Here is a 26,471-nt window from a genome sequence, read left to right as displayed (position 1 = left end):
TCATTATTTTCAATCTTAAAATTAATTCAAAAAAATATAATACAATGAATCAGAGCTGGATGCAAAACTGGGAAGAAGTGAAGAATATTTTGGTTTGTCCTACAGATTTGGAAACCTATTTTACTTCGAATGAAATTCTGGGACAGAAAATGGAGACCATGGAAATAGGAAATGTTTCCCTTCCTTCTGGAAAAGTGGTGGTAAGAGATCCGTTGGTTTCCCTAAATGCCAATCAATCCCCTTATTTTATTCAGACACCAATAGGAAATTTTCCGGTGACCATTGCTGTCGTAAAATCCGAAGATTGGGGAGACAGATATGCTGTGGTAAAAGTTGAATTTACTAAAGAAAAACCAGTTATTTACAGAGAGGCCTTAGTCGGGGTTGAGGAATTAGAGGATGTAACTGAAGATGATTTTTTTGGTTTCGGAGTGGATGCTGGTTTAGGTTGTATTACGGATAAAGAAGTACTTCCTTTTGTAGATAAGTTTGTGGATGAAATAGATGTTGACAATGTGTATGATGATTATTTTGCAGCGCTTTTCTCACAAAGCTATCAGGCTAATCCCAACAATCAGAGAGATGCCGGAGACTGGATTAATTGGACAGTTCCAGGTACTAATTATCAGATCCCCATGTTTGCCAGTGGTTTTGGTGATGGTACTTATCCTGTTTACTTTGCTTATGATGGTAACGATGAAATTTGTGGTTTATACATTCAATTTATTGATATTGAATTAGCTTTAAGTGACGAAGATGAAGATGAGGACGATCAACCTGAAAATTTTATTTTTTCTAAAAACTAAATATGAATACAACTTTTGCCGACCATGTCATAGATTTCAACAAAAACCTCAGCTATACGGGAAATCTTCCTGAAGGGTTTGAAGTCCTGAATCCATATCTGGATAATCCTGAAACCTTAATGGTCATGCAGAAGTTTTATCATCAATACTATGATGATTCAGTTCGTAGAAAATTTATAATTGGTATTAATCCAAGTCGCCATGGAGCAGGAGTAACCGGAGTTCCTTTTACCGATACCAAAAGACTTGAAAGCGTTTGCGGGATAACAATGAAATCTGCTCACACCCATGAAGTTTCTTCAGTTTTTATGTATGATATGATTGAAGAATATGGCGGCGCTGATCTTTTCTATAAAGATGTTTATATCAATTCTCCGTTTCCGCTGGCTATCGTAAGAAGAACAAAGAACGGTTGGCTTAATGCCAACTATTACGATGATAAGGAACTCTTCAAATCTGTCAAGGACTTTATGATTGAATCTCTGAAGAAGCATCTCAGTCTTAATCTCGATGCATCAGAAGTTTTTGTCCTTGGTAAAAAGAATGCGGAATTTATTTCAAAACTGAACAAAGAGGCAAAACTGTTCGATACACTGACTGTTCTGGAGCATCCAAGATATATTCAGCAATACAAATCAAAAGAAAAGCGGCTTTATATAGACAAATATATTTTAGCTCTGAAAAAATAGATCAGTGATAGATTATGATATGTCAGTTTTTATTAAATTGTCCACATGAATGTTTTCCCTAAAAACACAACTTTTAAATACAGCTGGCGGACTTATCAGGAAAAAATTTTAAATAATCTTGATAATTATCTTTTTGATGATCATCTGCATATTTCAGCTCCTCCAGGTTCAGGAAAGACAGTTGTGGGATTAGAAATAATGCTTAGACTCGGGAAGCCTGCGTTGATTGTCGTACCTACATTAGCAATAAAAAATCAATGGATTCAAAGGTTTTGTGAGCTCTTTCTGGATACGGGAAGTGTTCCAGATTGGATATCTTCTGATATTAAAAATCCAGGAATTATTACGGTGACTACCTACCAGGGGATTCATTCTGCTTCTGGAATAGATGAAGAATATGAAGGCTTAGCAAAGAAATCATCAAGAGTATCAGTCTCAGGAATCATCAAAAAATTAGAAAAACAAAAAGTAGGAACGCTTATTTTGGATGAAGCCCACCATTTGAAAAATGCCTGGTGGAGAAGTTTAATCGAGCTAAAAAATCAAATTGCCCCTACGGTTGTTGCTCTCACTGCCACGCCGCCTTTTGATGTTTCTGGTTCTGAGTGGCAAAAATATATTCAACTTAATGGTCCTATTGATGTAGAAATTTCTGTTCCAGAGCTGATGATTGAGGGAGATCTCTGTCCCCATCAAGATTTGGTATATTTTACATTACCTTCCTATGAAGAAGAGAAGAAGATTGAATATTATCATGACCAGATTGCCATTTTTTTTGAGGAGATCAAAAATGATAATCACCTTCTTGATGCTATTGCTAATAATCCAGTTTATCTGGATCCTGTTGGACATTTAGATTGGATTTATGAAAACATCTCTTCCTATACCTCAGGACTTGTTTATCTACATTTCAGAGGTAGGAGTTTTTCGGATATTCACTTTGATATTATTGGAGATCAGCAAAAATATGTTCCGGAATTTGATCTTTTTTGGATGGAAGAACTTCTTGACTTTTATCTGTTGCTTGATGAGATTAGTTTAAAAAAATATAATGAGCATAAAGCAGATCTTGAAAATAGATTGAGAAGAAAGGGATTTCTTGAACAAAAAAAAGTCAGTTTTTATAATAACAAAAATTTAAATCAGATTCTCAACTCAAGCATTGGAAAGCTTCAAGGAATAAAAGAGATTGTTGACTTTGAATTTTCCGTTCTCAAAGAAAATCTCAGAATGGTCATTCTCACGGATTTTATAAAAAAGGAATACTTGGTTAATGAAGACCAAAATACTCTGGATCTTGATAAAATGGGAGCTGTTCCAATATTCGAAAAACTTAGAAGGGAGAATTCACAACATAAAAAAATAGGCATTCTCACAGGCAGCCTGGTGATCATTCCAGTAAGTGCAAAAGAGATTTTTGATCAATTTTGCATGATAAAAAATGTGTTTAGGGTTTCTTTTTCTTATCTGAAATATGATCAGGATTATATTGTGATCAACCTTACGGAGCAAATAAAGCATGATGTAGTTCACGTTATTACTGAAGTTTTTCAATCTGGAGCAATTCAGGTTTTAATAGGAACAAAGGCTTTGCTCGGAGAAGGCTGGGATGCTCCCAAAATGAATAGTCTGGTTTTGGCAAGTTTTGTGAGTTCTTTTGTCCTTTCCAATCAAATTAGAGGACGGGTTATAAGAACTGATAAAGATAACGAAGATAAGACTGGAAATATTTGGCATCTTATATGTTTTGACTCTCATGATATCAATGGAGGAGAGGATTTGAATGTTATGAAAAGAAGATTTAAAACTTTTGTCGGAATTTCTTACAAGGATGATCCTTCCATTGAAAATAATTTCGAAAGGCTGAATATTAAAACTATAAAATCTAAAGATGAAATTTCAGACATCAATCAGACGTTTTTTGCATGGGCAAAAGACAGAGCAACTCTTACGAAGCGATGGAAAATAGCTCTTGATAAGGGAAATGTTTTAGTAGAAGAAATAAAAGTTCCTTCAATAAATATGGTTGCTATGAATGAGCTGAGAATGGATTATCTCAGTAAAATGAGCGGAAACTTTATGAAGATAATTGTCTCTTCCATATTCTTATTTTGGCAGGATCTTGTGATGGGTGTTATACGGAATGTTGATAACATCCATTCAATAAAAAGTTTGTCTTTGATTGTCTTTTTGTTTGGTGGTGCTGGCTTTGTTGTATATGGAGGAAAATTATATAGATCCACAAAACAATATATAAGATGTAAAGATATCGGCAGACAGCTGGATTTACTTGCTCAGGTGGTATTACATGGTTTGATTTATGAGAAACTTATCCATACTTCTATTGAGAAACTTAAAATTGTAAGCTCATCTGATAAAAATAAAAATGCATTTTGTTATCTGGAGGGAGGAAGCCAATATGAAAATTCACAGTTTATACAGACGTTACAAGAATTGGTATCACAAATAGACAATCCAAGATATTTACTGAAACAAAAAAGGGATATATTCTTTTTGGAAAAAGATTTGTATTATCCTGTACCTGAAATTTTTGCAAAAAATAAAAAAAGTGCAGAATCTTTCCAAAAATTATGGGATAAAATGATTAGGAAATCTGAGCTGGTTTTTACAAGAACGATTGAAGGACGTAAAATTTTATTAAAACTTAGATTCCAGGCTTTACTTAACAGAAATGGGAGGATAGAACATCTCCACAAATGGATCCGATAAAATGACAAAATCCCTTCGTCGAAAGGGATTTGTCATTCATGAATTAGAATCTTTATGGGAATGTGGAACTTATGTGAAATTTTATGATGTTATTTTTTAATGATTTTGGTAGATTCCGTTGCTGTTTTGATGAGGTAAACTCCTTTTGGAAGTTCTGAAATATTGATTTCGTTATTTCCTTTCTGAGTGTGTATCGTTTTCAGTATTTTTCCATCCAGGCTGTATACTTTAGCTTCACTGGCTTTGTCAGTGGTGATAGAAAGGGGGCCGCTGGTTGGGTTGGGATGAACAGTCAAGTTTTTTTGAATGCTTTTAGCTTCGGAAATACCTAATACCAGATTGCTGTCTTTTACCCAGGTGAAGGCATCTAAACCTACATATCGGAAGGCTCCGTTTGCAGTGATCTGCAACTCGTCAAGCACAATGTTTGAGTAATTTTGACCGTTTAAGTTGGTAAGATCAATTAAGGTATATCCGTTCGTACTGCCTAAGCTTGTTGCAAATCCGGTAGTTTTTGTTTGGGTAAATTTGGTTACTCCACTTAGTTTTCCGGTTACAGTCAGTGTTCCTGCTACATTGAGATCCAGGTTCAATGCAGAAAGATACATCCAGAACCTGTTTACTTTAAACAGATTGGAAGTGGTTTTAATGCTGAATGACGGTGGAGATTGAGTGTCGTTGGAATTATCAATGTATCTGTTGTCATTTGCTGTTCCACTCCAGCCGGTTCCGGGGAAATTTCCTTGAATATCAAAAACGCTTACATGGGAAATGATATTGAAAATGACTCCATTATCGGTAAAGCTTGCACTTCCGTTCGATTCTGTCTCAAATTGTTCTGTACTGGTCTGCCCGAATGAGAAAATTGAAATGAGCAGACTACAGATTGCTAAAAAAGTAGTGCTTTTCATGATTTTTGTTTTAAATGTTAGGTGGTTGTATGGGTATTAATCCCTTGGTGGATAAATCCCTTCAACGCAAATAATATAATTTAAGCCAAGATAAGGCGGCATATTATTCACAGGCAGATTCTGTCCGATGAAGGCAATGCTTTGATTATTAATAACCGTATCAGGGCTGGCGTCGTTCACGAAACTAGGTACTGCATTGAAATCTCTTCCCACTTGTGTTCCTGAGATCGCAATGGTTGAAGTGGCTGTAGGAGTAGATGAATTGGCATTTTTATTAGCTACTTTAAGTTGAAATCCTGCCCCTACACTTGGAAGGTTGGATGCTAAAAGTGTATTTTGTGTAGTACCCGATACTACTCCTAAAGGATAAAACTGATTGGCATTTACATTTCCTGCCCCTAGAGCCATGCGCCCTTTTAAGTTGGGAAGAGCGAAAGTAGTGATCCCGTCTCCACCGTAAGTGGTTCCTAAAATAGAAAATAGGGCAGAATTTCTCGAAATGCTGATTAAGCTTCCATCGCAAAACATCCAGCCTCTAGGTGCGAAATTTCCTGCAAATAATTTTACAATTCCAATGTACTCGTCCATGATAATATGTTTTTAGTGTTAAATTTCCTACTCTTTTTTACAGGCTTTTCAGACTCCGCCTTTTGATTATTATTCTCAGTTCAAAGGAACGATTAATATGAGGCAGGGACTAGAGTAGAAAATACCAAATTAAAAACTCCGTATTTCTACGTAATAATATCTTTAAGTATACAGATCTGAAAAGAAAATATAAACTTTAAGTTTCTCTGAACGAGCTGTATTTCGTATTTTTGTAAGAATCCAATAAAAATAAAAATGAGCGAATTTGTAGCATCAGAAATTAAAAATAATATTGCCGAGATCAGTTTCGGAACACCCAAAAGTAATGCTCTTCCGGGAGCGATTTTAGAAAAACTGGCAGCAACCATCCTTGAAGAAGGAGCTAAAGATGAAGTGAAAGCGATTCTGGTAAAAAGTGCCGGTGAGAAAGCGTTCTGTGCAGGGGCAAGTTTTGATGAGCTTTTGGCAATTGAAGAACTTGAAGCGTCTACCCGATTTTTTGGTGGCTTTGCAAAAGTTTTAAATGCCATGAGAAACTGTGGAAAGATCGTAGTGGTAAGAGTTCAGGGAAAAACAACTGGAGGAGGAGTAGGAATTGCATGTGGAGCAGACTATTGCTTTGCAACAAAAGATTCAGCATTGGCTCTTACTGAAATCAATCTTGGAATCGGACCTTTTGTAATCGGACCTTATGTTGAAAGAAAAATCGGAAAATCCCAATTCTCTGCCATGGCTATTGATGCAGATTTCAGATCAGCAGAATGGGCGGAACAGCATAATATCTACCATTCTGTTTCAGAGAATATTCACGAGATGGATGAAAAATTAGAGCAGTTTTTACAGACTTTAGCGTCAAGAAGCAGCGAGGCTTTAGCCTTAATTAAAAAAGTTTCATGGGAAGGTACAGACCACTTCAATGAGTTGATGCCTGCAAGAATCCATATGAGTGCAAGCCTTATCCTTGAAGATTCTGCAAAGAAAAATATTGAGTCTATTAAAGAAAGGTTGAGAGCCAAATAAGCTGCTGTTAGCTGGTAATCCATAACAGGATTTAATCTACATAGGATCCGGAGAAGCATTTGTTTTTCCGGATTTTTTATTTCCTGTTTTTTAGATTGCGGTATTGATGGTTTATTTTATCTGATTGTTTATTTTCGGCAATGAACTGATTGTTTTTGTTTGATGTTTATATTGTTTTAACATAATTTAAATAAATGTTTAATTTTTTTTAAGCCAATTTAACGCTATTTTGATTTATTTTTTTAATTGATGTTAAATAATTAGTTAAAATTATAAATCAATTGTATTTAATTCATTTAAATATCTTTTTTATTGACTTTTTATCAATTTTAGTTGCATATATTTGCATTAATACTGTTAAAATTTGTTAAATATGAAAATGAAGTTAATATTAACTACTGCTGTGCTATTCTTTGTAGGAGGGCACGTGGTAGAAGCCCAAAAGGCTAAACATGATACGATACCTCAGGATACTAAGATTGATGAAATTGTTGTAGTAGCCTATGGAAGTCAGAAAAGAGAAACCATGGTAGGTTCCAATACCGAAGTGAAAGCAAAACAATTTGCAGATCGTCCCATAACAAGTATCGGGCAGGCGCTGGATGGTGCCAGTGCCGGCGTGAAGGTCAGTACCGGGACAGGTCAGCCGGGAAGTTCACCAAGTATTCAGATTCGGGGAATAGGGTCTTATGGTATTTCAACCTCACCTTTGTACGTGGTGGACGGAACGATATATACCGGATCTCTGGCAGCTATTAATCCTAATGATATTGCATCATTCAATATTCTGAAAGATGCTGCTTCCACCTCATTGTATGGTTCTGCAGCTGCCAATGGTGTTGTTTTGATTACGACAAAATCAGGGAGAAAAGGGAAAGATGCCTTCAACTTTAGTATGAGCACCGGAGCGGTAGGAAGATCAATTCCTGAATACAATAGAGTGGATGTGTATCAATATTATCCTCTTATCTGGGAATCCATAAGAAACGGTAGAATGACTTCGATGCCTGGAACAACAATTGCTGATGCTAATACCTATGCAACAGCACAGCTAATTTCAGGTGTTTTGAAAACCAATGTTTTCGATGTTCCTAATAATCAATTGGTTGTTAATGGAGTTTTAAATCCCGATGCAAAACTTAAATATACAGATTTAGATTGGCAGAAACCTTTGATGAATACAGGTTTCAGACAGAATTATGAATTGAATTACAGTGGAGGAAGCAATACAACAACGTATTTTTCTTCAGTAGGATACACTAATGAAACCGGATATCTTATCAAATCAGATTTTGAAAGATTTACGGCAAGATTAAAAGTAGATTCTCAGGTTAAAAGCTGGTTGAAATTGGGAACAAGCATCAGTGGGGTTTCTTCTAGTGGGAATAATTCCGTAGATGGAGCGGATAATAACTCAGCCTATATCAATCCTTACAGATGGACAAGAACAATGGCTCCAATTTATAGCCCATATGCACATGATCCTATTACATTTGCAACCCTTTATGATAATGATGGAAATGTAATATATGACGCTGGAAGCGCCAGGGGAGCCGATGCAGCGGCCGGAAGAAATGTAATTCAGGAAACTCTTTTAAATAAAGATCTTTCTAAAAATTATTATATCATATCAAGAGCTTATGCTGAAATTAAGGTAGATCCTTATCTTACTTTATCCACCAATGCAGGATTTGATATCAGAAATAACAGAAGGAGTACCTATGGAAATAAAATTATAGGAGACGCTGCTCCGGGAGGTTCTGCAGAGAAATACAGTTTTACAGAACAAACATTTACCTGGAACCAACTCCTGAATTATAAAAGAAGATTTGGAGATCATAATTTTGAATTCCTTTTAGGGCATGAAAATTATAAATATACGTATGAGTATTTGTATGGATATAAAAAAGGGCAGATTGTTGATGATAATGATGAACTGATCAATTTTGTGACTCCGGCATCACTTACTTCCCGCAAGGATAACTATAGAAAAGAAGGAGTGTTCTCAAGGTTAAATTATGATTATAAATCAAAATACTTACTTTCAGGATCTATCCGCTGGGATGGTTCATCAAGATTCGCAAAAGATGTAAGATGGGATTCATTCTGGTCAATTGGTGCGGGATGGAGGCTGAAAGGAGAAGAGTTCTTAAGTAATTCTAATCTTATCAGTGAATTAAAACTGAGAGGTTCTTACGGAGAAGTTGGAAATGATGGAACGAATAGTTATTTTATGTACAAGAGTACTTATACTTTAGGGTATAATAACGCCCAGGAGCCAGGGATTTTATTTGGCTTTTTAGCAGATCCTTCAATTACCTGGGAAGCGAACAAGCAAACTGATGTAGGTGTAGATTTTGGATTTTTAAATAACAGAATTACAGGCTCTGTAGAATATTATAACAGGGTAACTGAAGATCTGATCTTCCCTGTTCCTCTTCCTGTTTCTGCAGGTGTTCCAGACAATACAATCAGCAGGAATGTTGGAACAATGTATAACCGCGGATTTGAATTCACTATTAATGCTGATGTTATTAAAACCCAAAATTTCACTTGGAATATCACTGCGAATGCATCTACACTTAAAAATCAAATAACAGAACTTTCAAATGGGATCACGGAAATTATCAACGGAACCAAGAAAATTTCGGTAGGACACTCAATATATGATTACTGGTTAAGACAATGGTATGGTGTAGATCCTGCAGACGGTTCTCCTTTATTTCTGGTAGCTGATACGTATGCCAATACAACAGCTGCTGATATCAGAACAGTAAATGGTATCAAAGTGACAACCAATTCCAGTAAGGCCAAATTCGATTATTCAGGAACGGCAATTCCTGATTTATTTGGAAGCTTTGGAACATCTGTTACTTATAAGCAATGGTCATTATCAGCATTGTTTACTTATCAGTTAGGGGGAAAAACATATGATTCCAATTATGCAGCATTAATGTCCAGTTACTCACAGGGAGGAGCTTTAAGTACAGATATTTTGGACAGATGGACCACTCCGGGGCAGATCACTGATGTTCCCGCTTTGAATTCTATAACCTATACGAGCTCCAATATTGGTAACTCTTCAAGATGGCTGGTAAGTTCCGATTTTATTACATTCAGACAGGCTACTTTAAGTTATAGCTTCAACTCGGAAACCTTATCTCAGCTTGGTGTATCAGGATTAAGAATTCTTGTTTCAGGAGAGAATTTATGGAGCAAAACGGCAAGAAAGGGGCTGGAGCCATCACAGGCTTTTAACGGTACCGCATCAAACAGATATACTCCGGCAAGAGTAGTGACTATTGGATTTAATGTATCTTTTTAAATAATTAATTATGAAAAATATCGCAAAGCAATATATAAAGTGGGCTGTTGTTCTTTCAGTCTTTACAGGAATGGCTTCATGCCAGAGTGATTATCTGGAGACAGATCCTACTACTGCAGCCTCAGAAGAAGCCGCTTATTCCAGTGCATCCAATCTGATGGCAATCATCAACGGAATGCATAGAGATATGTATTCCAGACAGAATGACAGCCAGGGGCAGAATGGTCAGGGTGGGATTATGATAATGATGGATGCCTTGGCAGATGATCTTGTTTTTCCATCCACAGGAAATGGATGGTATATATCTACAGTAAGATGGCAGGATCAGGTAAATGACAGTGCGTCTAATACCTTTTACCCCTATCAGTTTTACTATGCATTAATCAGAAATGCAAATTTGGTTATTGCGAACGGTCCCTCAGTTCCTGCGCCTACTGCAGCTGATGCTACTACCATCAAAGCAGCTATTGGTGAAGCGTATGCCTTCAGGGCTTTCTGCTATTATATGTTGGTTCAGATTTATGGTAAACGATATGTTCCGGGTGCAAATAACACTCAACTTGGTGTTCCGATCAGATTGGAGGCCAATGAAATTCCTTTAGCAAGAAATACGGTAGAAGAAGTGTATACGCAGATCGGAAAAGACCTTAACGAAGCAGCAACCAGACTTGCCGGAATTGCCAGAGCTACAAAATCGCACTTTAATGATAAAGTAATTTTAGGATTAAAAGCCAGAATTGCATTGACGCAGGGGAATTATGCTGCGGCTGTAACGGCTGCCCAGTCTGCCCGCGCAGGATTCGATTTGATGGATAAAACTGCTTATACTGCAGGATTCAACAATCTGGCAGGAAACAGTGAGTGGATGTGGGGCGCTACAATAATAGCAGATCAGGGAGATTCATTCTCTAACTTTGGTGCTTATATGTCGAGAAACTTTAATTCAACTAATATTCGTCAGGCTCCAAAGGCGATCAATAGTAAATTGTACCAATTATTTCTCAATAAAAAAGATGTTAGAATTGATAATTTTGACCCAACGGGAGCACACACCGCTCTTGCTTTGCCTTCAACATATTCTAAATTTCCGTATACAAGTCAGAAATTTTTAGCTGCAAGTCAGGCCGACAGTCGGGTAGATGTACCTTATATGAGATCTGCAGAAATGTATCTTATAGAAGCAGAGGCTTTAGCAAAATTAGGTGATGAGGCAGGATCAAAAGCAGCATTGAATACATTAGGTAAAAAAAGATTTACTGATCCTGAGGTTAATTATGTAGGGACTTCAGCTACCGGAGCTGCCTATCTTACAGAAGTACTTAATACCAGAAGGCTTGAGCTATGGGGTGAAGGTTTCAGATTCTTAGATCTTAAGAGATTAAATCAAGGGCTTGATAGAACGGGTGCGAATCATCAGTCGATAGTGACCAATAATGTAATGACAGTTGCAAATACAGATTTACGTTGGGAATTCCTGATTCCAAGAACTGAGATCAATGCCAATCCATTGATTGTTCAGAACCCGTTATAAAATGTACAGATTTTAATATATGATAGAGGACCTTGCTTATAGCGGGGTTCTCTTTTTATATAGAAGATGAGGTTTTCAATGAAAAATTATTTTCAAAATTGAGAATAAATAATTGGTGGATTAAAAATAAATTATAACTTTGTAATTCAAAGTTCTTTTTATGGATTCAAAAAACTATCACGAAGACTTATCTCATATCCGTTCTATGATGGAACGATCTTCCCGATTTATTTCTTTAAGCGGTTTATCCGGGGTTGTTGCAGGTTTGACAGCAATTATTGGAGCAATATATGTGTATTTTGTTTTTCAGAGGGAGGGAATAAGCTATCTTGATGGAGAGAGAAACATATTGGGTCCTGCCTTGGTTAAAGAACTTGTCCTGATTGGAACTATTATTTTAGTAGTTGCTGTCCTTAGTGGTTATATTTTTACTGCTCATAAAAGTAAAAAGAAAGGTTTGAAGATCTGGGATGCCACTACAAAGCGACTTTTGATTACCTTTGCAGTGCCTTTGGTTGCAGGCGGAATCTTTTGCCTTGCGCTTCTTTATCATCATCTTTTTGTTTTCATTGCTCCGGCCACTTTGATTTTTTATGGATTGGCTTTGGTGGCTGCAGAACGCTATACATTAACGGATGTAAAATATTTAGGATATCTTGAAATTATTTTAGGTCTTATTTCATTATTCGTTTTGGGCTGGGGATTATTATTCTGGGCAATAGGTTTCGGAGTTTTGCATATTGTGTATGGATTGATCATGCATAAGAAGTATAAGTAATGAGGACAGGCAGGCTTTTTCTGTTGAAAAGTCTGGTCAGGAGAAGCAGCGATAGATATTGTCTTGGGCAAAATAAATAATATAAAGAAATGATCAAAATAAATCAACTCAATAAAGAATTTGAAAGCCGTGTAAGACTGGGCATCATGTCCGTTCTTATGGTCAACGATTGGGTTGATTTTTCAGAAATGAAAGCACTGCTCGAAATTACAGACGGAAATCTGGCGAGCCATAGTAATGCACTGGAAAAAGCTGGTTATATCGAAGTTAAAAAAGAATTTGTAGGGAAAAAACCTAAAACTTCTTACCGTGTAACCCAGAATGGTAGACAGGCATTTAACGAACATTTAGATGCTCTTGAAAAATTATTGGGGCGATAGTCCTATATTTTTTTGAAAATTAACTTTGAAACGCAAAGTACTTTATAATTTAAATTTAAAAAAATGATCACACACAAACAAAAAACAGTCACAATTTTTGCTCTTCCACTGGTTTTACTGTGTATTCCATTGCTTGGAGGACTATTTTCTAAGGAAATAAACTGGTCAACTTCAGATTTTCTGATTGCAGCAATCTTACTCTTTGAAACAGCCTTTCTTATAAATCTGGTCAGAAACAAAATCAAAAACCAAAGTCAGAAAGTCCTGTTCTGCATTTTCATATTACTGGCTCTTGTACTGATCTGGTTAGAGTTGGCCGTGGGAATATTCGGAAGTCCGTTTGCAGGAAGCTAAACATTGGGTTGGTTCATTAATCCTAAATAACTATGAAAAATTCAGAAATAATAAATTTAAGTAAAGCTGTATTCGGAGTTTTCCTCTCATTAGGAACCCTTATTCTCCTGGCAGCACTCATATCCAAAAATAATGAATTTGCTGGTGCTGGGTATCTGCTAATCGTTTTCGGAGTGCCAGTCAACTTATTATGCATACTTGGGTTTTTTATATATGGTTTAGTTTATAGATCAAAATTCAAAGAGTGTATGATTGCCATCCTCATTTTGACGATCAATATTCCCATCGCATATATTTATATCATTATAGGTCTTAGTTTTTTTAATCATTAATATCCATAGATATCTATTTTTCAAATCATTACAGTATGAAAAAAATACGCGTTCAGTTTCTGCTTTTTGTGTATGATAAAACACAAAAACTATATAGAAAATACTTTAAAAAGAAAAAAAGACAATGGCAGTTCAACGAAAAACAGCTATTGGAATTTCAGGAAGATTCTTTGGGAAGGAAACTGGGAGAATTTTACCGGAAACATGGTTTTTCGATGATACCCAAAATGGAAAACCATGATGTACACCATCTGATTACCGGCTGTGGAACTAATTTCGAAGATGAAATTGCCATGCAGTACCTGCTTCTCGGAAATGGTAAGCTCAATGCCCATCTTTTGGCGGCAATCGTTTTAGGAACAATGATCCTGCCTGAATATGTGAAAATTTATATCAAGGCTTACAAAAAAGGTCAGAACATGAGAGCTTTTCATCATTGGGATTTTGAAGAACTGCTCTGGCAGAATTATGAACATGTGAAAGATTTTATTCAGCAGAAAGAAACCGTAGTTCTTCATTAAACTAGTGGCCATGAGAAACATAAAATTCAGTCCGCTGGGGAAAAGATCGTTTATGATTTCTTTTCTGTTGGGAACCTTTTTATTGATTGCATTTTGGTTGATAAGAGCTGAATTTTTCATTGAGCTTGGCTTTTATTATGTACTTGTAACAGCGGTCATTAATATGTTTATTCTTCTGCATGAGCTGATCATTTATCTTACAGATGTTACCGGTCAGAAACCTTCCGGTAATTCCGTACTGCTCTTGCTTGTTAATATCCCGGTTACAGTATTATACCTTTATATCATGACACAGTTTCCCTGGCTGGAAGCGGTTCTCAAAATTTAAATCTTTCAATCCTTTCAATTTTAAATATTTAAATAATTAACCTCATGAAAACACATCATTATATATTTCTTACAGCCATTCTGTTTGTCATTGTATTCTACGATCAGGATGTTGGGCTAAATCTTGGAATTCTGGGAATGATTTACGCTGTATTAACCCTAATCAGAACGCCTGAAAAAAATAAAACCAGAACCCTGTACGCTCTTTTTGTAACAAGCATTCTGTCCAGTGCAGCATTTGCATGGTATGGTGATTTTCCATCCTTTATTGCCGTGGCAAGTTCACTGCTTTTGCTGGGATATAAATCGAAGAACAGAAGATTGAAAATTCTCTTTTTAATTCCGGTTTTTATTGTGAATTGCTGTACTTCATTCTGTCGCTTTTTCAGTTTTGATGAATGGCTGCCTAAGAAAAATGTTTCCGGATTGTGGCAGAAGACCTTTGCTTTTATTTTGATTCCGCTGGTACTGGTTTCTGTTTTCTTTGGGATTTATTCTGCCGGAAGTGAGCACTTTGCCGCTCTTTTCACAAATTACGAACTTGATCTTAATATTTGGCAGGTGTTCTGTTTATCAGTCTTAGGATTCTTTATTGCTTTTAATTACTGGAACTATGCAGTGGAAAAACTCATCTATAAAAATAATCATGTTCTGGACAATGAGTTTAGCAAAGATACCCGGATTCCCAAGGCTACTTATTCTTTCCTTGACCTGGATGCTGAAAGAACAAGTGGCGTAATATCTTTTGTCTTGCTGAATATTTTACTGATCTTCTTCATTATTACGTACAATTATGAACAGTTTTATGAAGCTGGAAAAAACTCCGATTCAGCTTTCCGAAGAAACCCATGAAAGAGTGAATGCCGTAATCATGTCTATCGTGATGGCTATTCTAGTGATTATGTTCTACTTTAAATCCGGATTTAATTTTGATCCAAAAGCGGGTTTATTGAAAATATTAGCTAAACTATGGATTTTCCTCAATGCTATTCTTGTTGTTTCCGCAGCCCTTAAAAACTATGAGTATATTGTTAATTATGCATTTACCTATAAAAGATTGGGTGTATTTGCTTTCCTTCTTTTATCACTGATTGGTCTGGCTTTGACTTACATAAAAATTCAGAAGCAAAAAAGAAACATATTCCTTGTCAATACAATGATCTGGTATTTCTATGGAACCGTGTTAGTATGCAGCTATTTTAATTGGGGAGGCTTTATTACTTCCCAGAATATGAAACGAAAGGACTTTGCGGTCAATTATCATGTAACATCCATTAGTTTTAGTGAGAAAGCTCTGCTGGAATACGCGGATAATAAAAATGATCAGAAGCTTAAAAAGAGATTACACGATAAAATGAAAAGTGAAACCTCCAAAACTTTCCTATCAAAGATTATTTATTATCAAACCTTAAAATAAACGATCATGAAAACCTTTGTTGAATCATCTCGATTTAAAATCAGCGTGCTTCTTATATTGATGACCGTATTCTGTTTCAGCCTTTCAGCTTTCAGATATTACATCAGTGATACGAAAGTGTTTTTGTTTCTCAACTGGAATCTTTTTCTGGCGTGGATTCCTTTATTATTAAGTTCTTTCATTATTACCTTTAATATCAGAAGTAAAATTTCCCTGTTTGCCATTATAATAGTCTGGATACTGTTCCTTCCCAATTCTCCCTACATTCTTACAGATCTTTTTCATCTGAGAGCCAGAAATGCTGTGCCGATCTGGTATGATCTGATTGTCATTCTCTCTTATGCATGGACGGGATTGATCTGTGGTTTTATGAGTCTTAATGATATTGAAAAACGCCTTTCTGATTATGGCAACAAAAATATCATCATTGGAGTGATTGTACTCTTTCTTTTCATGAGCAGCTTTGGAGTTTACCTTGGCCGATTTCTGAGATGGAACAGCTGGGATGTACTCAATAATCCTTTTGGTCTCTTCTCCGATATTGTGGTACGCCTGATTTATCCTATGGAATATACCAAAACATGGGGTGTTACAGTTTTAATGGGAATAATGCTCAACTTTATGTACTTTACATTTAAATGGGCAGGAACAAATGATGCAAAAGAATTGCAGCAGGAAAATAAATCATTAAACGGATTGGAACAGTTTTAGCATTTCAATAAGCCCAACAGAATAAATGTTGATCCATTCTTAAATTAATTATTATGAAAAAAAGCTTATTGTTAATTCCTTTGATTATTGTGGCCTGTAAAAAAGAACCAGCCGTAACGAACGTTCCGGATAAAGATTCTACAGTGGCGACAGAAATGCCGGACTCCGTTGTAAAAGCAGATTCTGCAGCATTAAGAAAAAAAGACTCAATTATTAACAATGCTCCGGCCACTAAAGAAGTTTTGCGTAAAGGAGTCATGAGAAGTGAAAAAGAAGGCCAGATCATAAGAACTGCTGATGCAAGTCAGCTTCCTTTCACACTGGGAGAAGAATTTACCAAAGATGATCAGGATTTGATTTTAAAACTGACCCATTACGACCGCCCAACGATCAAAGCGAAAATTTCAACAAAAGACAAAGATTTTAATATTCGTTTCAATCAGATCAGACTTCCTGACGGGAACTATGACGGACCCTTCGGAAGAGAAATTACGTATGAAACTCCCGGAAAAGGTGAAGTATGGCTGATTATCGGGAAAAGTAACATGGCTTCCGGAAATACCAAGGGAAGTTTTACGGTAAGCCTGGAATAAGATCAAATCAATTTGGTACAATTTCTGCAAACTAAACTCTGAAGTTTAAAATTTAAAATTATGAAAAATATAGTTCTAACAGCAATGGCCGCTTCAGCTGTACTCGTAAGTTGCGGAACCGTACAGTCGCTGGTTCAGAATACATTTCCATACACAACGAACGTATTAGTCTCTACGGGAGTTCCGGCAGATAAAGAAGTTTCTTCCACTGCAACAGCTACCAATGTACAGACTTGGTTCGGAGGAAATAACAATGCAAAGATTAAAGATGTAAGAATTTCAGATGCGAAAATTTCTGTAGCCTCTCCTTCAGGAGGAAATCTGAGTGCTTTCAAAACCGTTAAAATATACGTGTCATCCAACGGAACAGGAGAAAGATTGATCGCTTCCCGTTCTAATATCTCCACCAATTCTTCCAGCTTAAATCTGGATCTGAACGATACAGGATTTTTGGATGAAATTGTAAAAAGTTCAGGATTGACGGTAAGAACAGTATATGAGCTGAAGAATCAGACTTCTTCAGATATGAATATTAAAGTAGCTCTTAATTTCAGCAGCGTTCCCGCAAAATAATTCTATAAAAACTTATCATAAAAAACCCTCTTTCAAAAATGAAAGAGGGTTTGGTGTGAAGTAAAATGTATAAAAATCTATTATTTTAAAGTTTTGTCAGTTTCTCAACCACTCTTCTTTGGCCTTCATTGATATTGATAATATACTGACCCGTTGGCAGCTGGGAAATGTCAATTTTTTCATTAGGTAAAACCGAATTTTTCATTACGGTACGCCCCTGAAGGTTGATAATCTCAACATCTAATTTCTTATTTTCACTGCTTTGAATAGCAATAGAAGTGCTGGATGGATTAGGATAAATTTTAACCTCTAATGCAGGTAAAGTCTTAATAGGTGCTGCGAAGTTACCCTCCAGTTGAAGAATAGCATTCTTCACATTAGGAAGAGGCCCGATCTTTTGACCAGTCACAGTTCCTCCTTGGGGAATTCCTGTTGAAATTAATAAGTTTTTCATCGCTGAAGGTGTTAAATATTGACCTGTAGTTTGACGATAGAAAGACTGTATCAAAATTGCTGCAGAAGATACTACCGGAGTAGCGGAACTGGTACCGCTGAAATAATTATAGGTTCTGTTGTTATCATTATCATATTTTGCATACGATCCATACCCTGCCGCCATCACGCTGCTTCCCCATCCCTGAACATCCACTCTGTTTCCGTAAGTACTGAAACTTAACTTTGAATGGGTGGTATTGGGAGATCCCGCTCCTACAATAATTGCACCGCTGTTTCCTCTTGCAAGATAGGTGGCGTAAAACGGATCATCCAGATTCTGATTGCCATTCCCTGCTGCTGCAATGATAATGATTCCCGAATCAGTAGCCGCTTTTGTAAGATCCCATATTATTTTATCATACTCAGCAGGACAATACTGTCCGTCTTTTCCGCCAGTCTGCATTTCATATAAAATGATATCTCCGGCCTGAGATGCATTAATAGATCGGCTTACCGCAGAAGCTCGGTTGTATCCCACAGTGGTCCATTCCATATATCCTTTTATTTCAGATGCACTGTAAGCAGCACCTGTAAGTCCGATATTATCTTTTATGGAACCTAAAATACTCACAACTGCAGTTCCGTGGTCGCGGTAATTATTATTTGCTAATCCAGCATTCGGTGAATATCCGGGTTCAAGTTGTATAGAGTTTTGATTGGAAAGCATTTCATGAGTTTTGTAAAAACCATATTCCACATCCCTTACACGAATATTCTGTCCTGTAATGCCTCTTGACCATGCGTATTTGGCATTGATTCCCGGATTGTCATTCAGGTAAGTCTGTAAGCTTTCCAGATCCGGAGTAGCCACAAAGGTATTTACCAAAGGAGGTTCTATAGGCTCGGCACTCATTACAGATACATATTCTATTTCAGGAAATCTCTCAAGAGTATGGATGATTTTCTCTGAAGCTTCTTTGTTTTGAAGGGGAATATCAGCCTTATAAATTCTTTTCAGCTTTTCTACAGACTCTGTTGAATTTCCAATAGCTTTACTGTTTCTGGCCATCTCGTCAAGTTTGTTGTCTGTGAAATCCAGATCATACTTAAACGAAATGTGGTTTTCTCTTGAAAATCTTTCCAGATCAGCGTTTCTGCTGAAAGCTGTTTTTTCTGAATTGATGCCTTTTGAAAAGCATACATAAATAACTGAATTTTTATCATTGGCCATTTTAGGCTGGCTGTCCTGACCAAAAGACAGCGTAGAACAGAACGCAAATAATGCGAAAAGGTTGATTTTTGTTTTCATACTATTTTGTTAAATGGTTGTAAATCAGTTTTGATTTACGTCAAAAATAGTAATAAAATAAAAACAAATCACATTTTTGTGAATTTATTTTCACTTTTTCATTTTTCCTTATATATTGGGGATTCCATCGTTTATGGATGGTAAAGCTTACCGGTTTTTAATACTTTCGAGGGGTAAAACACGTGAGTTTTATGCTTACTAAATCAAAAAAAACGTTTCAGATGAAACGTTTTGGATATGTATTTTATGTATTTATCTCTGTTAGTTAACTTTTGGTCATCGAATCCATTACAATGGTAACAGGTCCGTCATTGATGAGAGAAACCTTCATATCTGCTCCGAAGATTCCGCTTTCAGTTTTTAATCCGGATTGGGCCATTTCTTCCTTAAAATAATCAAAAAGAGGGATGGCTTTATCTGGTTTTGCCGCTTTTATAAAAGAAGGGCGATTGCCTTTTTTATAATCTGCAATCAATGTAAACTGACTGATGCAAAGGATTTCTCCTGAAATATCCTTCACAGAAAGATTGAGCTTATCATCTTCATCCCCAAAGATTCTTAGATTTAAAGCCTTTTGTACAAGCCAGTCTGCATCTGTTTTTTCATCATTTTCATCCACACCCACCAACAGCATTAATCCCTTTCCGATTTCACCAACAATTTTTCCGTCTACTTTTACGCTGGCTTCAGAAACTCTTTGTATAACGATCTTCATATATTCTAATAATAAACATTTAAAGTTTTGCTTGGGGCATCGTAGCTGTAAGGATAAGTTTTAGGAGGAAGAGATGTTTTAGCTCCCGACTCCGGCTGTCCCGTACTTAAGATCCATCTTGTATTATCCTGAGGACATATAATGGCAATATTGTCTTTTACCTCAAGAGTCGTGTTGTTATCAGGACATATATGAGGAGCGTTCCTGTCATACACTTTAAAGCCGTTGGCTGTTCGGACAATAATAAGTCCTCTGGTTCCGGACTGTTGCTCGTTCACATAAATCCAGCCGTTGATGTTGTTTAAAGCATAGTAAGCAGGCAGATTTAGATTCAGTGATACATTAATAGGAACATTGGGAAAGCAGCTCACAGTATCTTCTCTGCTTCCACATGAGTTTATGGTTAAATTACTGATAATCAATAAAATGAAAATAGATAAGATTGAAAAAGTTTTTTTCATTTCAATTTAAATTTTTATATATTTGTAGAAATTAAACGATTACAACACGAAAACATTGTCCGGCAAATGTCGGATTATTTTTTTATACTAAAACTAAATTTTGAAAATTATGGCAAGCTATGTAACTAAGGAGGGCCTAGAGAAAATGAAAGCTGAGCTGGAACAGTTGGAAACTGTGGAGAGACCAAAAATTACTCAGCAGATCGCAGAAGCTAGAGATAAAGGAGATTTATCGGAAAATGCAGAATACGATGCGGCTAAAGAGGCTCAGGGGATGCTGGAAATGAGAATTTCTAAGCTGAAAGATGTTATCTCTACTTCTAAAATTATAGACGAAAGCCAATTAGATACTTCAAAAGTTTCAATCTTAACGACAGTGAAACTTAAAAATAATGCTACCAAGCAAGAGCAGGTATTTACATTGGTACCGGATAATGAAAGTGACCTGAAGACAGGAAGAATTTCTGTGAACACACCTATCGCAAAAGGTTTGTTAGGAAAAGCTATTGGCGAAACTGCTGAAATTACTTTACCTAACGGAAACAAACTGTCTTTTGAAGTATTAGATATCTCTTTATAGTCTGATACCCTTTCTATTTCTAAACTTCTAAATACTAACCCAAACTTCTGATAAAATGAGCACTATATTCACAAAAATCATCAATGGCGAAATTCCCTCTTATAAGATTGCAGAAAATGAAGACTTTATTGCATTCTTAGACGCAATGCCTTTGGTGAAGGGACATACTTTAGTAGTACCTAAAAAAGAAGTGGATTTGATTTTTGATCTTGAAAGTGAAGAATACAAAAACCTTTGGGGATTTGCCCAAGAGGTAGCCAAGAAGATCAAAACTGCAATTCCATGTGTAAGAGTAGGAGTAGCGGTGGTAGGACTTGAAGTTCCTCATGCACACATTCATCTGATTCCTTTAAATAAGATGGAAGACATGAATTTCAGAAATGAAAGATTAAAATTAACGAACGAAGAATATACAGAGATTCAAAACTCAATTATTAATTCTTAACAAACCAGAAAATCGTAAAAAAGTAATTTTTTACGATTTTCTTTAACATATACATATATATTATATCATATGAACTCAAACCAATGTTCTTTCTGTGGCAGAAAAAGAAATGAAGTACAGATGCTGATTTCTGGCCAGAATGGTTTTATTTGTGAAAATTGTATAGAGCAGGCACATGCTATCGTAAAAGACGGTGTATCAAAAGCAGGGTATTCACCTGCAGACAGCATGGAGGAGCTTAAAAAACCAAAAGAGATCAAAGAATTCCTGGATCAGTATGTGATTGGTCAGGATCAAGCGAAAAAGCAGCTTTCCATTGCTGTATATAACCACTATAAAAGATTGCTTCACGCTCAGGATGAAAACAGAGAAGTAGAGCTTGAAAAATCGAACATTATCATGATAGGGGAGACGGGAACAGGTAAAACTCTTTTGGCAAAAACAATTGCCAGAGAACTTAATGTTCCTTTCTGTATTGTGGATGCTACTATTTTAACAGAAGCTGGATATGTGGGAGAAGATGTTGAAAGTATTCTTTCAAGACTTCTGATGGTAGCAGATTATGATGTGGAAAAAGCTGAAAAAGGAATTGTTTTCATCGATGAAATTGATAAGATTGCCAGAAAATCAGATAATCCAAGCATTACAAGAGACGTTTCAGGAGAAGGAGTACAGCAGGGATTATTAAAACTATTGGAAGGAAGTATCGTAAATGTTCCGCCACAAGGAGGAAGAAAACATCCGGATCAGAAATATATCCAGGTAAATACCCAGAACATCCTGTTTATTGCAGGAGGAGCTTTTGACGGGATCAAAGAGATCATCGAAAGAAGAATGAACAAACAGGCAATCGGCTTCAGCTCTGAAAAAATTAATAAAACTGGCGAAGACGAATATATATTAACAAATATTAATGCAATTGATCTTCGTACTTTCGGATTAATTCCGGAACTTTTAGGAAGATTTCCAATCATCACTTACCTTGATAAACTCACGAAAGAGACGTTGGTAAGAATCATGAAGGAGCCTAAAAATTCTATTGTGAATCAATTTGTGGAACTTTTTAAAATGGATGGCACAAATTTGGTAATCACAGACGGAGCAATTGAAAAAATCGTAGAGGAAACTATTGAAAAAGGATTAGGGGCAAGAGGGCTTAGAGGGACCACCGAAAAAGTTCTAGAAGACTATATGTTTTCAATAGGAGAGGAGAAAGAGATCGTCTTAACCGAAGATAATGTTTTGATTAATAGATAAAATATTTTTTTTTTAAGAAAAATAATAATACCTTTGCGGGTGAAGATTGTATTAACACACAAATAATTTATACAATGAGAAAAAGTTTATTTGCTATAGGTCTTTTAGCAATTAGTTATTCTGTTCAGGCGCAGATACTATGTCATGTTGACACTAATGCTAATATGTATGTGAGCGAAGGCACCCTAGTTTATAGCGGTGGAGGTGTACAAACAAAGGGTAATGGCCTTTTGGACGTGCATGGAAATATCATGGTTGTAGGATCTGCTACAGATGGTTTTAAGACAATTGATGCTGGCGGTGCTGATAAGACTGACGGCGGAAATATTATCTTAAGACTTAACACTCCTGCTTCTTTTGCTACTTCCACGTATGGACAGTTGTACATCGATGGACTATCCCAGTCCAATATTACAGGTATTGTAACTAAAGAATACAGAACTACAAGTCATGGTACCGGTAATTATTTTCAACAAGTTGCATTACCTTTCTCAGGTAAAGCTTTCAATTCATTATCTACTGAACTTGGTAAAACGTTCAATACCACAAGACACGGAGCTAACGCTAACGCGATTCTGAAATGGGATAATATGAATGCTGTTGCTATTACTACGTTGAATTTAGCGCCTACCTCAACCACTTGGGATGCTACAGGTTATTATATGCTAAAGGTTAACAATAATGACTGGAATCCAGGTGCTCCTATAAATACCCCTCCAGGTGCGGCTGGTCCTGTATTTAATATTAATGGAAAACCATATGCTCCTTATGCCAGTGCTCTAACATTACAGAACGCTGGGAAATCTAATTTAGGTACTTCTAACGTAGTATTTGGAACCAACGGTAATGCTGTAAACCAGTACAATGAAAAGTACAATACTTATCTTGATGATAGTTTTGAGTTTACTACAACTCCGTGGGCAGGAACATTTGGACAAAACTGGTATCAATTCGGAAACCCTTTCCTTACCAATATAGATTTAGCTAGTATTGGATATACTGAAAGTGGTACTATAACTGACGGAAATGCCGTGAAAAATATCTGGGGTGTTGAATATAACCCAGGTACAGTTGTTACTCTTTCAAATGGTTCTACTTACGCTACAGGAAATAAGGTAGTTACTTACGTTCCAACAGGTGATGGAGTAGCTCCACTTGTTGGTGACGTAGATTTGGTAGTGGTAAAACCTATGCAGTCGTTTAAAATAAAGTTAAGAGATAATACACTTCAGACTTTAAATTTTAATACACTAAGAAGATTTAAGTCAACAGCAAGAACTTCAGGTACTGATTATAATGTGAATGCTGCTAAAATGGCTAATGGCAAGACAGTAAGCAATTCAATAAAACAGTTGGGGGTAATTGGTCTTGATGCCAATGGAAAAGAACTTTCCAGAACATATTTTGTTGTTTCTCCAGCATTAACAACAGGACACCAGATTTCTGCTGCAACTTCAGTTCAGGCTTCAGCCGGTATCAATCTTATTGGTACTTATGAAGAGGCCTTGAATGGTGGGTATGATACTAATAATCAAAACTATTGGTTATATATCAACGAAGCTAATGAAAATAACTTCCTGGGTAAGAATGTTAAGTTAATGAGCTATTACGACCAGGTAAAGTCTTATAAATTCGAGATCAGAGAAAATGCTGAGTTAATTCCAGCTGGCGCACACCAGTTATCTTCAGGAATTGGTTTCTACTATAAAGCAGAAAATGGTAATGTAATAGAAGCAAAACAAGGAGATGTTGTAGCTGTAACGAATGCAGAAGCTAACTTGTATTATGGAGAACCAAGTAATCTTACTCTAGGTACAGGTAAAACAACTCAAGGTATTTCTAAAACACTTGTGGTTTACGATCCATCAATTACAAATTATATTGTTAGATTTGATCCAAACTGGAAAAAAGCAGACATTCAAGTTTATGATATGAGTGGTAAACTGGTAATCTCTAAAAAAGCGGTTGAAACTTCCAGAGATTTTGTAATCGAGCTAGATGGCTCAGTTAAAAATTCATATGTTGTAAAAATCGTTTCTGATAAGGGAGAAACTGTTAACACTAAAATCTTAAAATAAACCACATGAAAACTATTAATAAACTAGTACTGGCAATTTTCCTATGTGTTGTATCTCTAGCAAACGCTGGTCCACCATCGCCACCGCCATCAGGAGGTGGAGGAGGAGGAAATGGATCAGGATCACTTGCCTCACCCATTGATATGTATGTATATGTACTGGGTATCGTAGCAATAGGATTTATTGTTTACTTTACAAAAAAGTACAAGAGCGTAAAAGCATAAAATTTTATTAAAATAATATTAAACTCTCCGATTAGTCAGGGAGTTTTTTTATTTTTACTCTATGAAAAAGATTTACACGCTATCTGCGGTTTTGACTGCATTTGCTTTGCAGGCTCAATTTACTGTTACCATTCAGGCTCCTACAGATTTTAAAGATCAGGATGCCATCTTATATACATTAAACGGATCAAAAGATATTATTGTTACCAAAGAACAGAGTAAGAATAGTACATGGACTTTTAAATACCCAAGCAACTATATGGGGATGATGAAAGTTTACTTCCCGGGTTCTAACAACACGGTGAGTTTTATTTCTGAAAATAAGAATGTGAATTTTAAACTGGATATCCAGAATAATAAAGTCAAAGATGTTATTTATCTGGATGAAGCAAATAATCTGATGAGTAAGCAGCAGGAAGGCTCACAAAAAAAAGAGCTTATTTTGCCGGCTTTAGCACAGATCAAAGAATATTACAAAGACAATACGGATTTTGGAAAAGCTCTGAAAACAGAAATTGACAGACTTTCCGGAGGTTCAAGTTCTATTGATGCTACACAACATCCATTTATAGCTTATTATAATACGAATTACAGCAAGTTCCTTTCCAACTCACCTGATTCTGTTAAAAAAGTAGACCAGGAAGAAATAGTTAACTTTCTGGACAAATCCGGAGATATGCTTGAAAGCTCATCTTTATTGAGACCAGTATTGGTAGCTTATCTGAATTCAGGAGGAAATACCAATGTGGCGGCTTCTGTGGATAAACTATTAGACCGTTTAAAAGTAGAGACTCCAAGAGGGCAGACGGTATTATCAGAATTGATTGATATTTTTGATGTATATCAGATGGAGGAATACAAGAGCAAATATCTGTCTCTTGCCAAAAATCTTAAGTGTACAATCACTGATAGACTTGCTTCTACATTGAAATCAAATGCGAACATTGAAATGGGAGCTGTTTTTCCTAATTATAAGTTCCAGTCACCGGTTAATACCACTGCGAAATCATTACACGATATAAAGGCTGATAAGAAGGTGGTTGTATTCTGGTCATCTACATGCTCACACTGTGAAAGTGAACTTCCAAAACTGTTGGAAAAATATAATGATCTTAAATCAAAAAATATTCAGATTGTAGGGCTGTCTTTAGATGTGGATAAGAATTCATATACTAAAAAAATTGCTGCATTTCCTTGGGTGAATGATTCAGAATTGAGAGGTTGGAACAGCAGTTACACTGATTTGTATAATATTCATGCAACTCCGACGTATTTTATTTTAGATGCTAACAATAAGATAATCAGTAAACCAGATCATGTTGGAGATGTTTTGGAATATTTTAAGGTAAAATAATTTTGGAGGTAAAGAAATATTTTCTAT

Annotated in this window: 27 protein-coding genes; 22 read left to right on the top strand and 5 right to left on the bottom strand. The window is 36.1% G+C overall.

Features of this window, described 5'->3' with window-relative positions:
* Positions 1-44 precede the first annotated feature (44 nt).
* From ACWPWS_RS24560 to ACWPWS_RS24550, 3 genes are read left to right on the top strand one after another with little or no spacing between them, the layout of a single operon-like run.
* Positions 45-806: a DUF4241 domain-containing protein gene (locus ACWPWS_RS24560; protein WP_454048234.1), complete on the top strand. Its 762-nt coding sequence runs from the start codon at positions 45-47 to the stop codon at positions 804-806.
* Between the two features lie 2 nt (positions 807-808).
* Positions 809-1,495: an SMUG2 DNA glycosylase family protein gene (locus ACWPWS_RS24555; protein WP_454048233.1), complete on the top strand. Its 687-nt coding sequence runs from the start codon at positions 809-811 to the stop codon at positions 1,493-1,495.
* A 45-nt stretch (positions 1,496-1,540) separates the two neighbouring features.
* Positions 1,541-4,225 carry a DEAD/DEAH box helicase family protein gene (locus ACWPWS_RS24550; protein WP_454048232.1) on the top strand — a complete coding sequence of 895 codons (2,685 nt, stop codon included), beginning with the start codon at positions 1,541-1,543 and terminating at the stop codon, positions 4,223-4,225.
* Between the two features lie 89 nt (positions 4,226-4,314).
* On the opposite strand, the gene ACWPWS_RS24545 is transcribed toward ACWPWS_RS24550, so the two are convergent.
* Positions 4,315-5,136 carry a T9SS type A sorting domain-containing protein gene (locus ACWPWS_RS24545; RefSeq protein ID WP_454048231.1) on the bottom strand — a complete coding sequence of 274 codons (822 nt, stop codon included), beginning with the start codon at positions 5,134-5,136 and terminating at the stop codon, positions 4,315-4,317.
* Between the two features lie 36 nt (positions 5,137-5,172).
* Positions 5,173-5,724 (bottom strand): phage tail protein, encoded by a 552-nt coding sequence (locus tag ACWPWS_RS24540; RefSeq protein ID WP_454048230.1) that lies wholly within the window; start codon positions 5,722-5,724, stop codon positions 5,173-5,175.
* Between the two features lie 255 nt (positions 5,725-5,979).
* Here ACWPWS_RS24540 and ACWPWS_RS24535 point away from each other — a divergent pair, with 255 nt between their 5' ends.
* The 13 genes from ACWPWS_RS24535 to ACWPWS_RS24475 all read left to right on the top strand — a co-directional run bounded on the left by ACWPWS_RS24535 (position 5,980) and on the right by ACWPWS_RS24475 (position 17,586).
* The gene (locus ACWPWS_RS24535) at positions 5,980-6,744 is read left to right on the top strand and encodes an enoyl-CoA hydratase/isomerase family protein (RefSeq protein ID WP_454048229.1); all 765 of its coding nucleotides are present in this window, start codon (positions 5,980-5,982) and stop codon (positions 6,742-6,744) included.
* A gap of 379 nt (positions 6,745-7,123) precedes the next feature.
* Positions 7,124-10,069 (top strand): SusC/RagA family TonB-linked outer membrane protein, encoded by a 2,946-nt coding sequence (locus tag ACWPWS_RS24530; protein WP_454048228.1) that lies wholly within the window; start codon positions 7,124-7,126, stop codon positions 10,067-10,069.
* Positions 10,070-10,079: 10 nt separating this feature from the next.
* Positions 10,080-11,600: a RagB/SusD family nutrient uptake outer membrane protein gene (locus ACWPWS_RS24525; protein ID WP_454048227.1), complete on the top strand. Its 1,521-nt coding sequence runs from the start codon at positions 10,080-10,082 to the stop codon at positions 11,598-11,600.
* Between the two features lie 160 nt (positions 11,601-11,760).
* Entirely contained in the window at positions 11,761-12,378 is a 618-nt protein-coding gene (locus tag ACWPWS_RS24520; protein ID WP_309513595.1) for a hypothetical protein, read from the top strand.
* Positions 12,379-12,467: 89 nt separating this feature from the next.
* Positions 12,468-12,758, top strand: coding sequence for a winged helix-turn-helix domain-containing protein (locus tag ACWPWS_RS24515; protein WP_105684635.1), 291 nt, complete (start codon positions 12,468-12,470; stop codon positions 12,756-12,758).
* 63 nt (positions 12,759-12,821) lie between these two features.
* Complete coding sequence (locus ACWPWS_RS24510) at positions 12,822-13,112, top strand: hypothetical protein (RefSeq protein WP_454048226.1); 291 nt, start codon at positions 12,822-12,824, stop codon at positions 13,110-13,112.
* Positions 13,113-13,479: 367 nt separating this feature from the next.
* Positions 13,480-13,965 (top strand): Coq4 family protein, encoded by a 486-nt coding sequence (locus tag ACWPWS_RS24505; protein ID WP_105684638.1) that lies wholly within the window; start codon positions 13,480-13,482, stop codon positions 13,963-13,965.
* 10 nt (positions 13,966-13,975) lie between these two features.
* Entirely contained in the window at positions 13,976-14,293 is a 318-nt protein-coding gene (locus tag ACWPWS_RS24500; protein ID WP_454048225.1) for a hypothetical protein, read from the top strand.
* Between the two features lie 44 nt (positions 14,294-14,337).
* Complete coding sequence (locus ACWPWS_RS24495) at positions 14,338-15,144, top strand: hypothetical protein (RefSeq protein ID WP_454048224.1); 807 nt, start codon at positions 14,338-14,340, stop codon at positions 15,142-15,144.
* Complete coding sequence (locus tag ACWPWS_RS24490; RefSeq protein ID WP_454048223.1) at positions 15,098-15,709, top strand: DUF4153 domain-containing protein; 612 nt, start codon at positions 15,098-15,100, stop codon at positions 15,707-15,709. The genes ACWPWS_RS24495 and ACWPWS_RS24490 overlap by 47 nt, the downstream gene beginning before the upstream one ends.
* Before the next feature lie 6 nt (positions 15,710-15,715).
* On the top strand, positions 15,716-16,420 hold the full coding sequence (locus ACWPWS_RS24485) for a DUF1361 domain-containing protein (RefSeq protein WP_454048222.1): 705 nt from the start codon (positions 15,716-15,718) through the stop codon (positions 16,418-16,420).
* Between the two features lie 53 nt (positions 16,421-16,473).
* Positions 16,474-17,013: a hypothetical protein gene (locus ACWPWS_RS24480; protein WP_209786048.1), complete on the top strand. Its 540-nt coding sequence runs from the start codon at positions 16,474-16,476 to the stop codon at positions 17,011-17,013.
* A 60-nt stretch (positions 17,014-17,073) separates the two neighbouring features.
* Complete coding sequence (locus ACWPWS_RS24475; protein WP_047383035.1) at positions 17,074-17,586, top strand: hypothetical protein; 513 nt, start codon at positions 17,074-17,076, stop codon at positions 17,584-17,586.
* Positions 17,587-17,671: 85 nt separating this feature from the next.
* Here the strand turns inward: ACWPWS_RS24475 and ACWPWS_RS24470 are convergent, their stop codons facing one another.
* The 3 genes from ACWPWS_RS24470 to ACWPWS_RS24460 all read right to left on the bottom strand — a co-directional run bounded on the left by ACWPWS_RS24470 (position 17,672) and on the right by ACWPWS_RS24460 (position 20,506).
* Positions 17,672-19,330, bottom strand: coding sequence for a S8/S53 family peptidase (locus tag ACWPWS_RS24470; protein ID WP_454048221.1), 1,659 nt, complete (start codon positions 19,328-19,330; stop codon positions 17,672-17,674).
* 265 nt (positions 19,331-19,595) lie between these two features.
* Positions 19,596-20,045 (bottom strand): D-aminoacyl-tRNA deacylase, encoded by a 450-nt coding sequence (gene dtd, locus ACWPWS_RS24465; protein WP_454048220.1) that lies wholly within the window; start codon positions 20,043-20,045, stop codon positions 19,596-19,598.
* Between the two features lie 5 nt (positions 20,046-20,050).
* A complete protein-coding gene (locus ACWPWS_RS24460) occupies positions 20,051-20,506 on the bottom strand; it encodes a hypothetical protein (protein ID WP_105684645.1) in 456 nt (151 codons plus the stop codon).
* 109 nt (positions 20,507-20,615) lie between these two features.
* On the opposite strand from ACWPWS_RS24460, the gene greA reads away from it, so the two are divergent.
* The 6 genes from greA to ACWPWS_RS24430 all read left to right on the top strand — a co-directional run bounded on the left by greA (position 20,616) and on the right by ACWPWS_RS24430 (position 26,444).
* Positions 20,616-21,086 carry a transcription elongation factor GreA gene (gene greA, locus ACWPWS_RS24455; protein WP_047373880.1) on the top strand — a complete coding sequence of 157 codons (471 nt, stop codon included), beginning with the start codon at positions 20,616-20,618 and terminating at the stop codon, positions 21,084-21,086.
* Between the two features lie 55 nt (positions 21,087-21,141).
* The gene (locus ACWPWS_RS24450) at positions 21,142-21,531 is read left to right on the top strand and encodes an HIT family protein (RefSeq protein ID WP_047098137.1); all 390 of its coding nucleotides are present in this window, start codon (positions 21,142-21,144) and stop codon (positions 21,529-21,531) included.
* Between the two features lie 69 nt (positions 21,532-21,600).
* Positions 21,601-22,788 carry an ATP-dependent Clp protease ATP-binding subunit ClpX gene (gene clpX / locus ACWPWS_RS24445; protein ID WP_454048219.1) on the top strand — a complete coding sequence of 396 codons (1,188 nt, stop codon included), beginning with the start codon at positions 21,601-21,603 and terminating at the stop codon, positions 22,786-22,788.
* Between the two features lie 74 nt (positions 22,789-22,862).
* Positions 22,863-24,866, top strand: a complete 2,004-nt coding sequence (locus ACWPWS_RS24440; protein ID WP_454048218.1) for a T9SS type A sorting domain-containing protein — start codon at positions 22,863-22,865, stop codon at positions 24,864-24,866.
* A 5-nt stretch (positions 24,867-24,871) separates the two neighbouring features.
* Positions 24,872-25,090 carry a signal peptidase gene (locus tag ACWPWS_RS24435; RefSeq protein WP_209786042.1) on the top strand — a complete coding sequence of 73 codons (219 nt, stop codon included), beginning with the start codon at positions 24,872-24,874 and terminating at the stop codon, positions 25,088-25,090.
* A gap of 61 nt (positions 25,091-25,151) precedes the next feature.
* Positions 25,152-26,444 (top strand): TlpA family protein disulfide reductase, encoded by a 1,293-nt coding sequence (locus tag ACWPWS_RS24430; protein WP_454048217.1) that lies wholly within the window; start codon positions 25,152-25,154, stop codon positions 26,442-26,444.
* Positions 26,445-26,471: the final 27 nt, after the last annotated feature.

This window comes from Chryseobacterium sp. Marseille-Q8038, assembly GCF_965111995.1.
This window is presented reverse-complemented; position numbering and strand designations above follow the sequence as displayed.

Excerpts from the sequence above, each read along its gene's own strand:
- ACWPWS_RS24560 (WP_454048234.1), top strand. The coding sequence starts at position 45 with ATGAATCAGAGCTGGATGCAAAACTGGGAAGAAGTGAAGAATATTTTG.
- ACWPWS_RS24555 (WP_454048233.1), top strand. The coding sequence starts at position 809 with ATGAATACAACTTTTGCCGACCATGTCATAGATTTCAACAAAAACCTC.
- ACWPWS_RS24550 (WP_454048232.1), top strand. The coding sequence starts at position 1,541 with ATGAATGTTTTCCCTAAAAACACAACTTTTAAATACAGCTGGCGGACT.
- ACWPWS_RS24545 (WP_454048231.1), bottom strand. The coding sequence starts at position 5,136 with ATGAAAAGCACTACTTTTTTAGCAATCTGTAGTCTGCTCATTTCAATT.
- ACWPWS_RS24540 (WP_454048230.1), bottom strand. The coding sequence starts at position 5,724 with ATGGACGAGTACATTGGAATTGTAAAATTATTTGCAGGAAATTTCGCA.
- ACWPWS_RS24535 (WP_454048229.1), top strand. The coding sequence starts at position 5,980 with ATGAGCGAATTTGTAGCATCAGAAATTAAAAATAATATTGCCGAGATC.
- ACWPWS_RS24530 (WP_454048228.1), top strand. The coding sequence starts at position 7,124 with ATGAAGTTAATATTAACTACTGCTGTGCTATTCTTTGTAGGAGGGCAC.
- ACWPWS_RS24525 (WP_454048227.1), top strand. The coding sequence starts at position 10,080 with ATGAAAAATATCGCAAAGCAATATATAAAGTGGGCTGTTGTTCTTTCA.
- ACWPWS_RS24520 (WP_309513595.1), top strand. The coding sequence starts at position 11,761 with ATGGATTCAAAAAACTATCACGAAGACTTATCTCATATCCGTTCTATG.
- ACWPWS_RS24515 (WP_105684635.1), top strand. The coding sequence starts at position 12,468 with ATGATCAAAATAAATCAACTCAATAAAGAATTTGAAAGCCGTGTAAGA.
- ACWPWS_RS24510 (WP_454048226.1), top strand. The coding sequence starts at position 12,822 with ATGATCACACACAAACAAAAAACAGTCACAATTTTTGCTCTTCCACTG.
- ACWPWS_RS24505 (WP_105684638.1), top strand. The coding sequence starts at position 13,480 with ATGAAAAAAATACGCGTTCAGTTTCTGCTTTTTGTGTATGATAAAACA.
- ACWPWS_RS24500 (WP_454048225.1), top strand. The coding sequence starts at position 13,976 with ATGAGAAACATAAAATTCAGTCCGCTGGGGAAAAGATCGTTTATGATT.
- ACWPWS_RS24495 (WP_454048224.1), top strand. The coding sequence starts at position 14,338 with ATGAAAACACATCATTATATATTTCTTACAGCCATTCTGTTTGTCATT.
- ACWPWS_RS24490 (WP_454048223.1), top strand. The coding sequence starts at position 15,098 with ATGAAGCTGGAAAAAACTCCGATTCAGCTTTCCGAAGAAACCCATGAA.
- ACWPWS_RS24485 (WP_454048222.1), top strand. The coding sequence starts at position 15,716 with ATGAAAACCTTTGTTGAATCATCTCGATTTAAAATCAGCGTGCTTCTT.
- ACWPWS_RS24480 (WP_209786048.1), top strand. The coding sequence starts at position 16,474 with ATGAAAAAAAGCTTATTGTTAATTCCTTTGATTATTGTGGCCTGTAAA.
- ACWPWS_RS24475 (WP_047383035.1), top strand. The coding sequence starts at position 17,074 with ATGAAAAATATAGTTCTAACAGCAATGGCCGCTTCAGCTGTACTCGTA.
- ACWPWS_RS24470 (WP_454048221.1), bottom strand. The coding sequence starts at position 19,330 with ATGAAAACAAAAATCAACCTTTTCGCATTATTTGCGTTCTGTTCTACG.
- dtd (WP_454048220.1), bottom strand. The coding sequence starts at position 20,045 with ATGAAGATCGTTATACAAAGAGTTTCTGAAGCCAGCGTAAAAGTAGAC.
- ACWPWS_RS24460 (WP_105684645.1), bottom strand. The coding sequence starts at position 20,506 with ATGAAAAAAACTTTTTCAATCTTATCTATTTTCATTTTATTGATTATC.
- greA (WP_047373880.1), top strand. The coding sequence starts at position 20,616 with ATGGCAAGCTATGTAACTAAGGAGGGCCTAGAGAAAATGAAAGCTGAG.
- ACWPWS_RS24450 (WP_047098137.1), top strand. The coding sequence starts at position 21,142 with ATGAGCACTATATTCACAAAAATCATCAATGGCGAAATTCCCTCTTAT.
- clpX (WP_454048219.1), top strand. The coding sequence starts at position 21,601 with ATGAACTCAAACCAATGTTCTTTCTGTGGCAGAAAAAGAAATGAAGTA.
- ACWPWS_RS24440 (WP_454048218.1), top strand. The coding sequence starts at position 22,863 with ATGAGAAAAAGTTTATTTGCTATAGGTCTTTTAGCAATTAGTTATTCT.
- ACWPWS_RS24435 (WP_209786042.1), top strand. The coding sequence starts at position 24,872 with ATGAAAACTATTAATAAACTAGTACTGGCAATTTTCCTATGTGTTGTA.
- ACWPWS_RS24430 (WP_454048217.1), top strand. The coding sequence starts at position 25,152 with ATGAAAAAGATTTACACGCTATCTGCGGTTTTGACTGCATTTGCTTTG.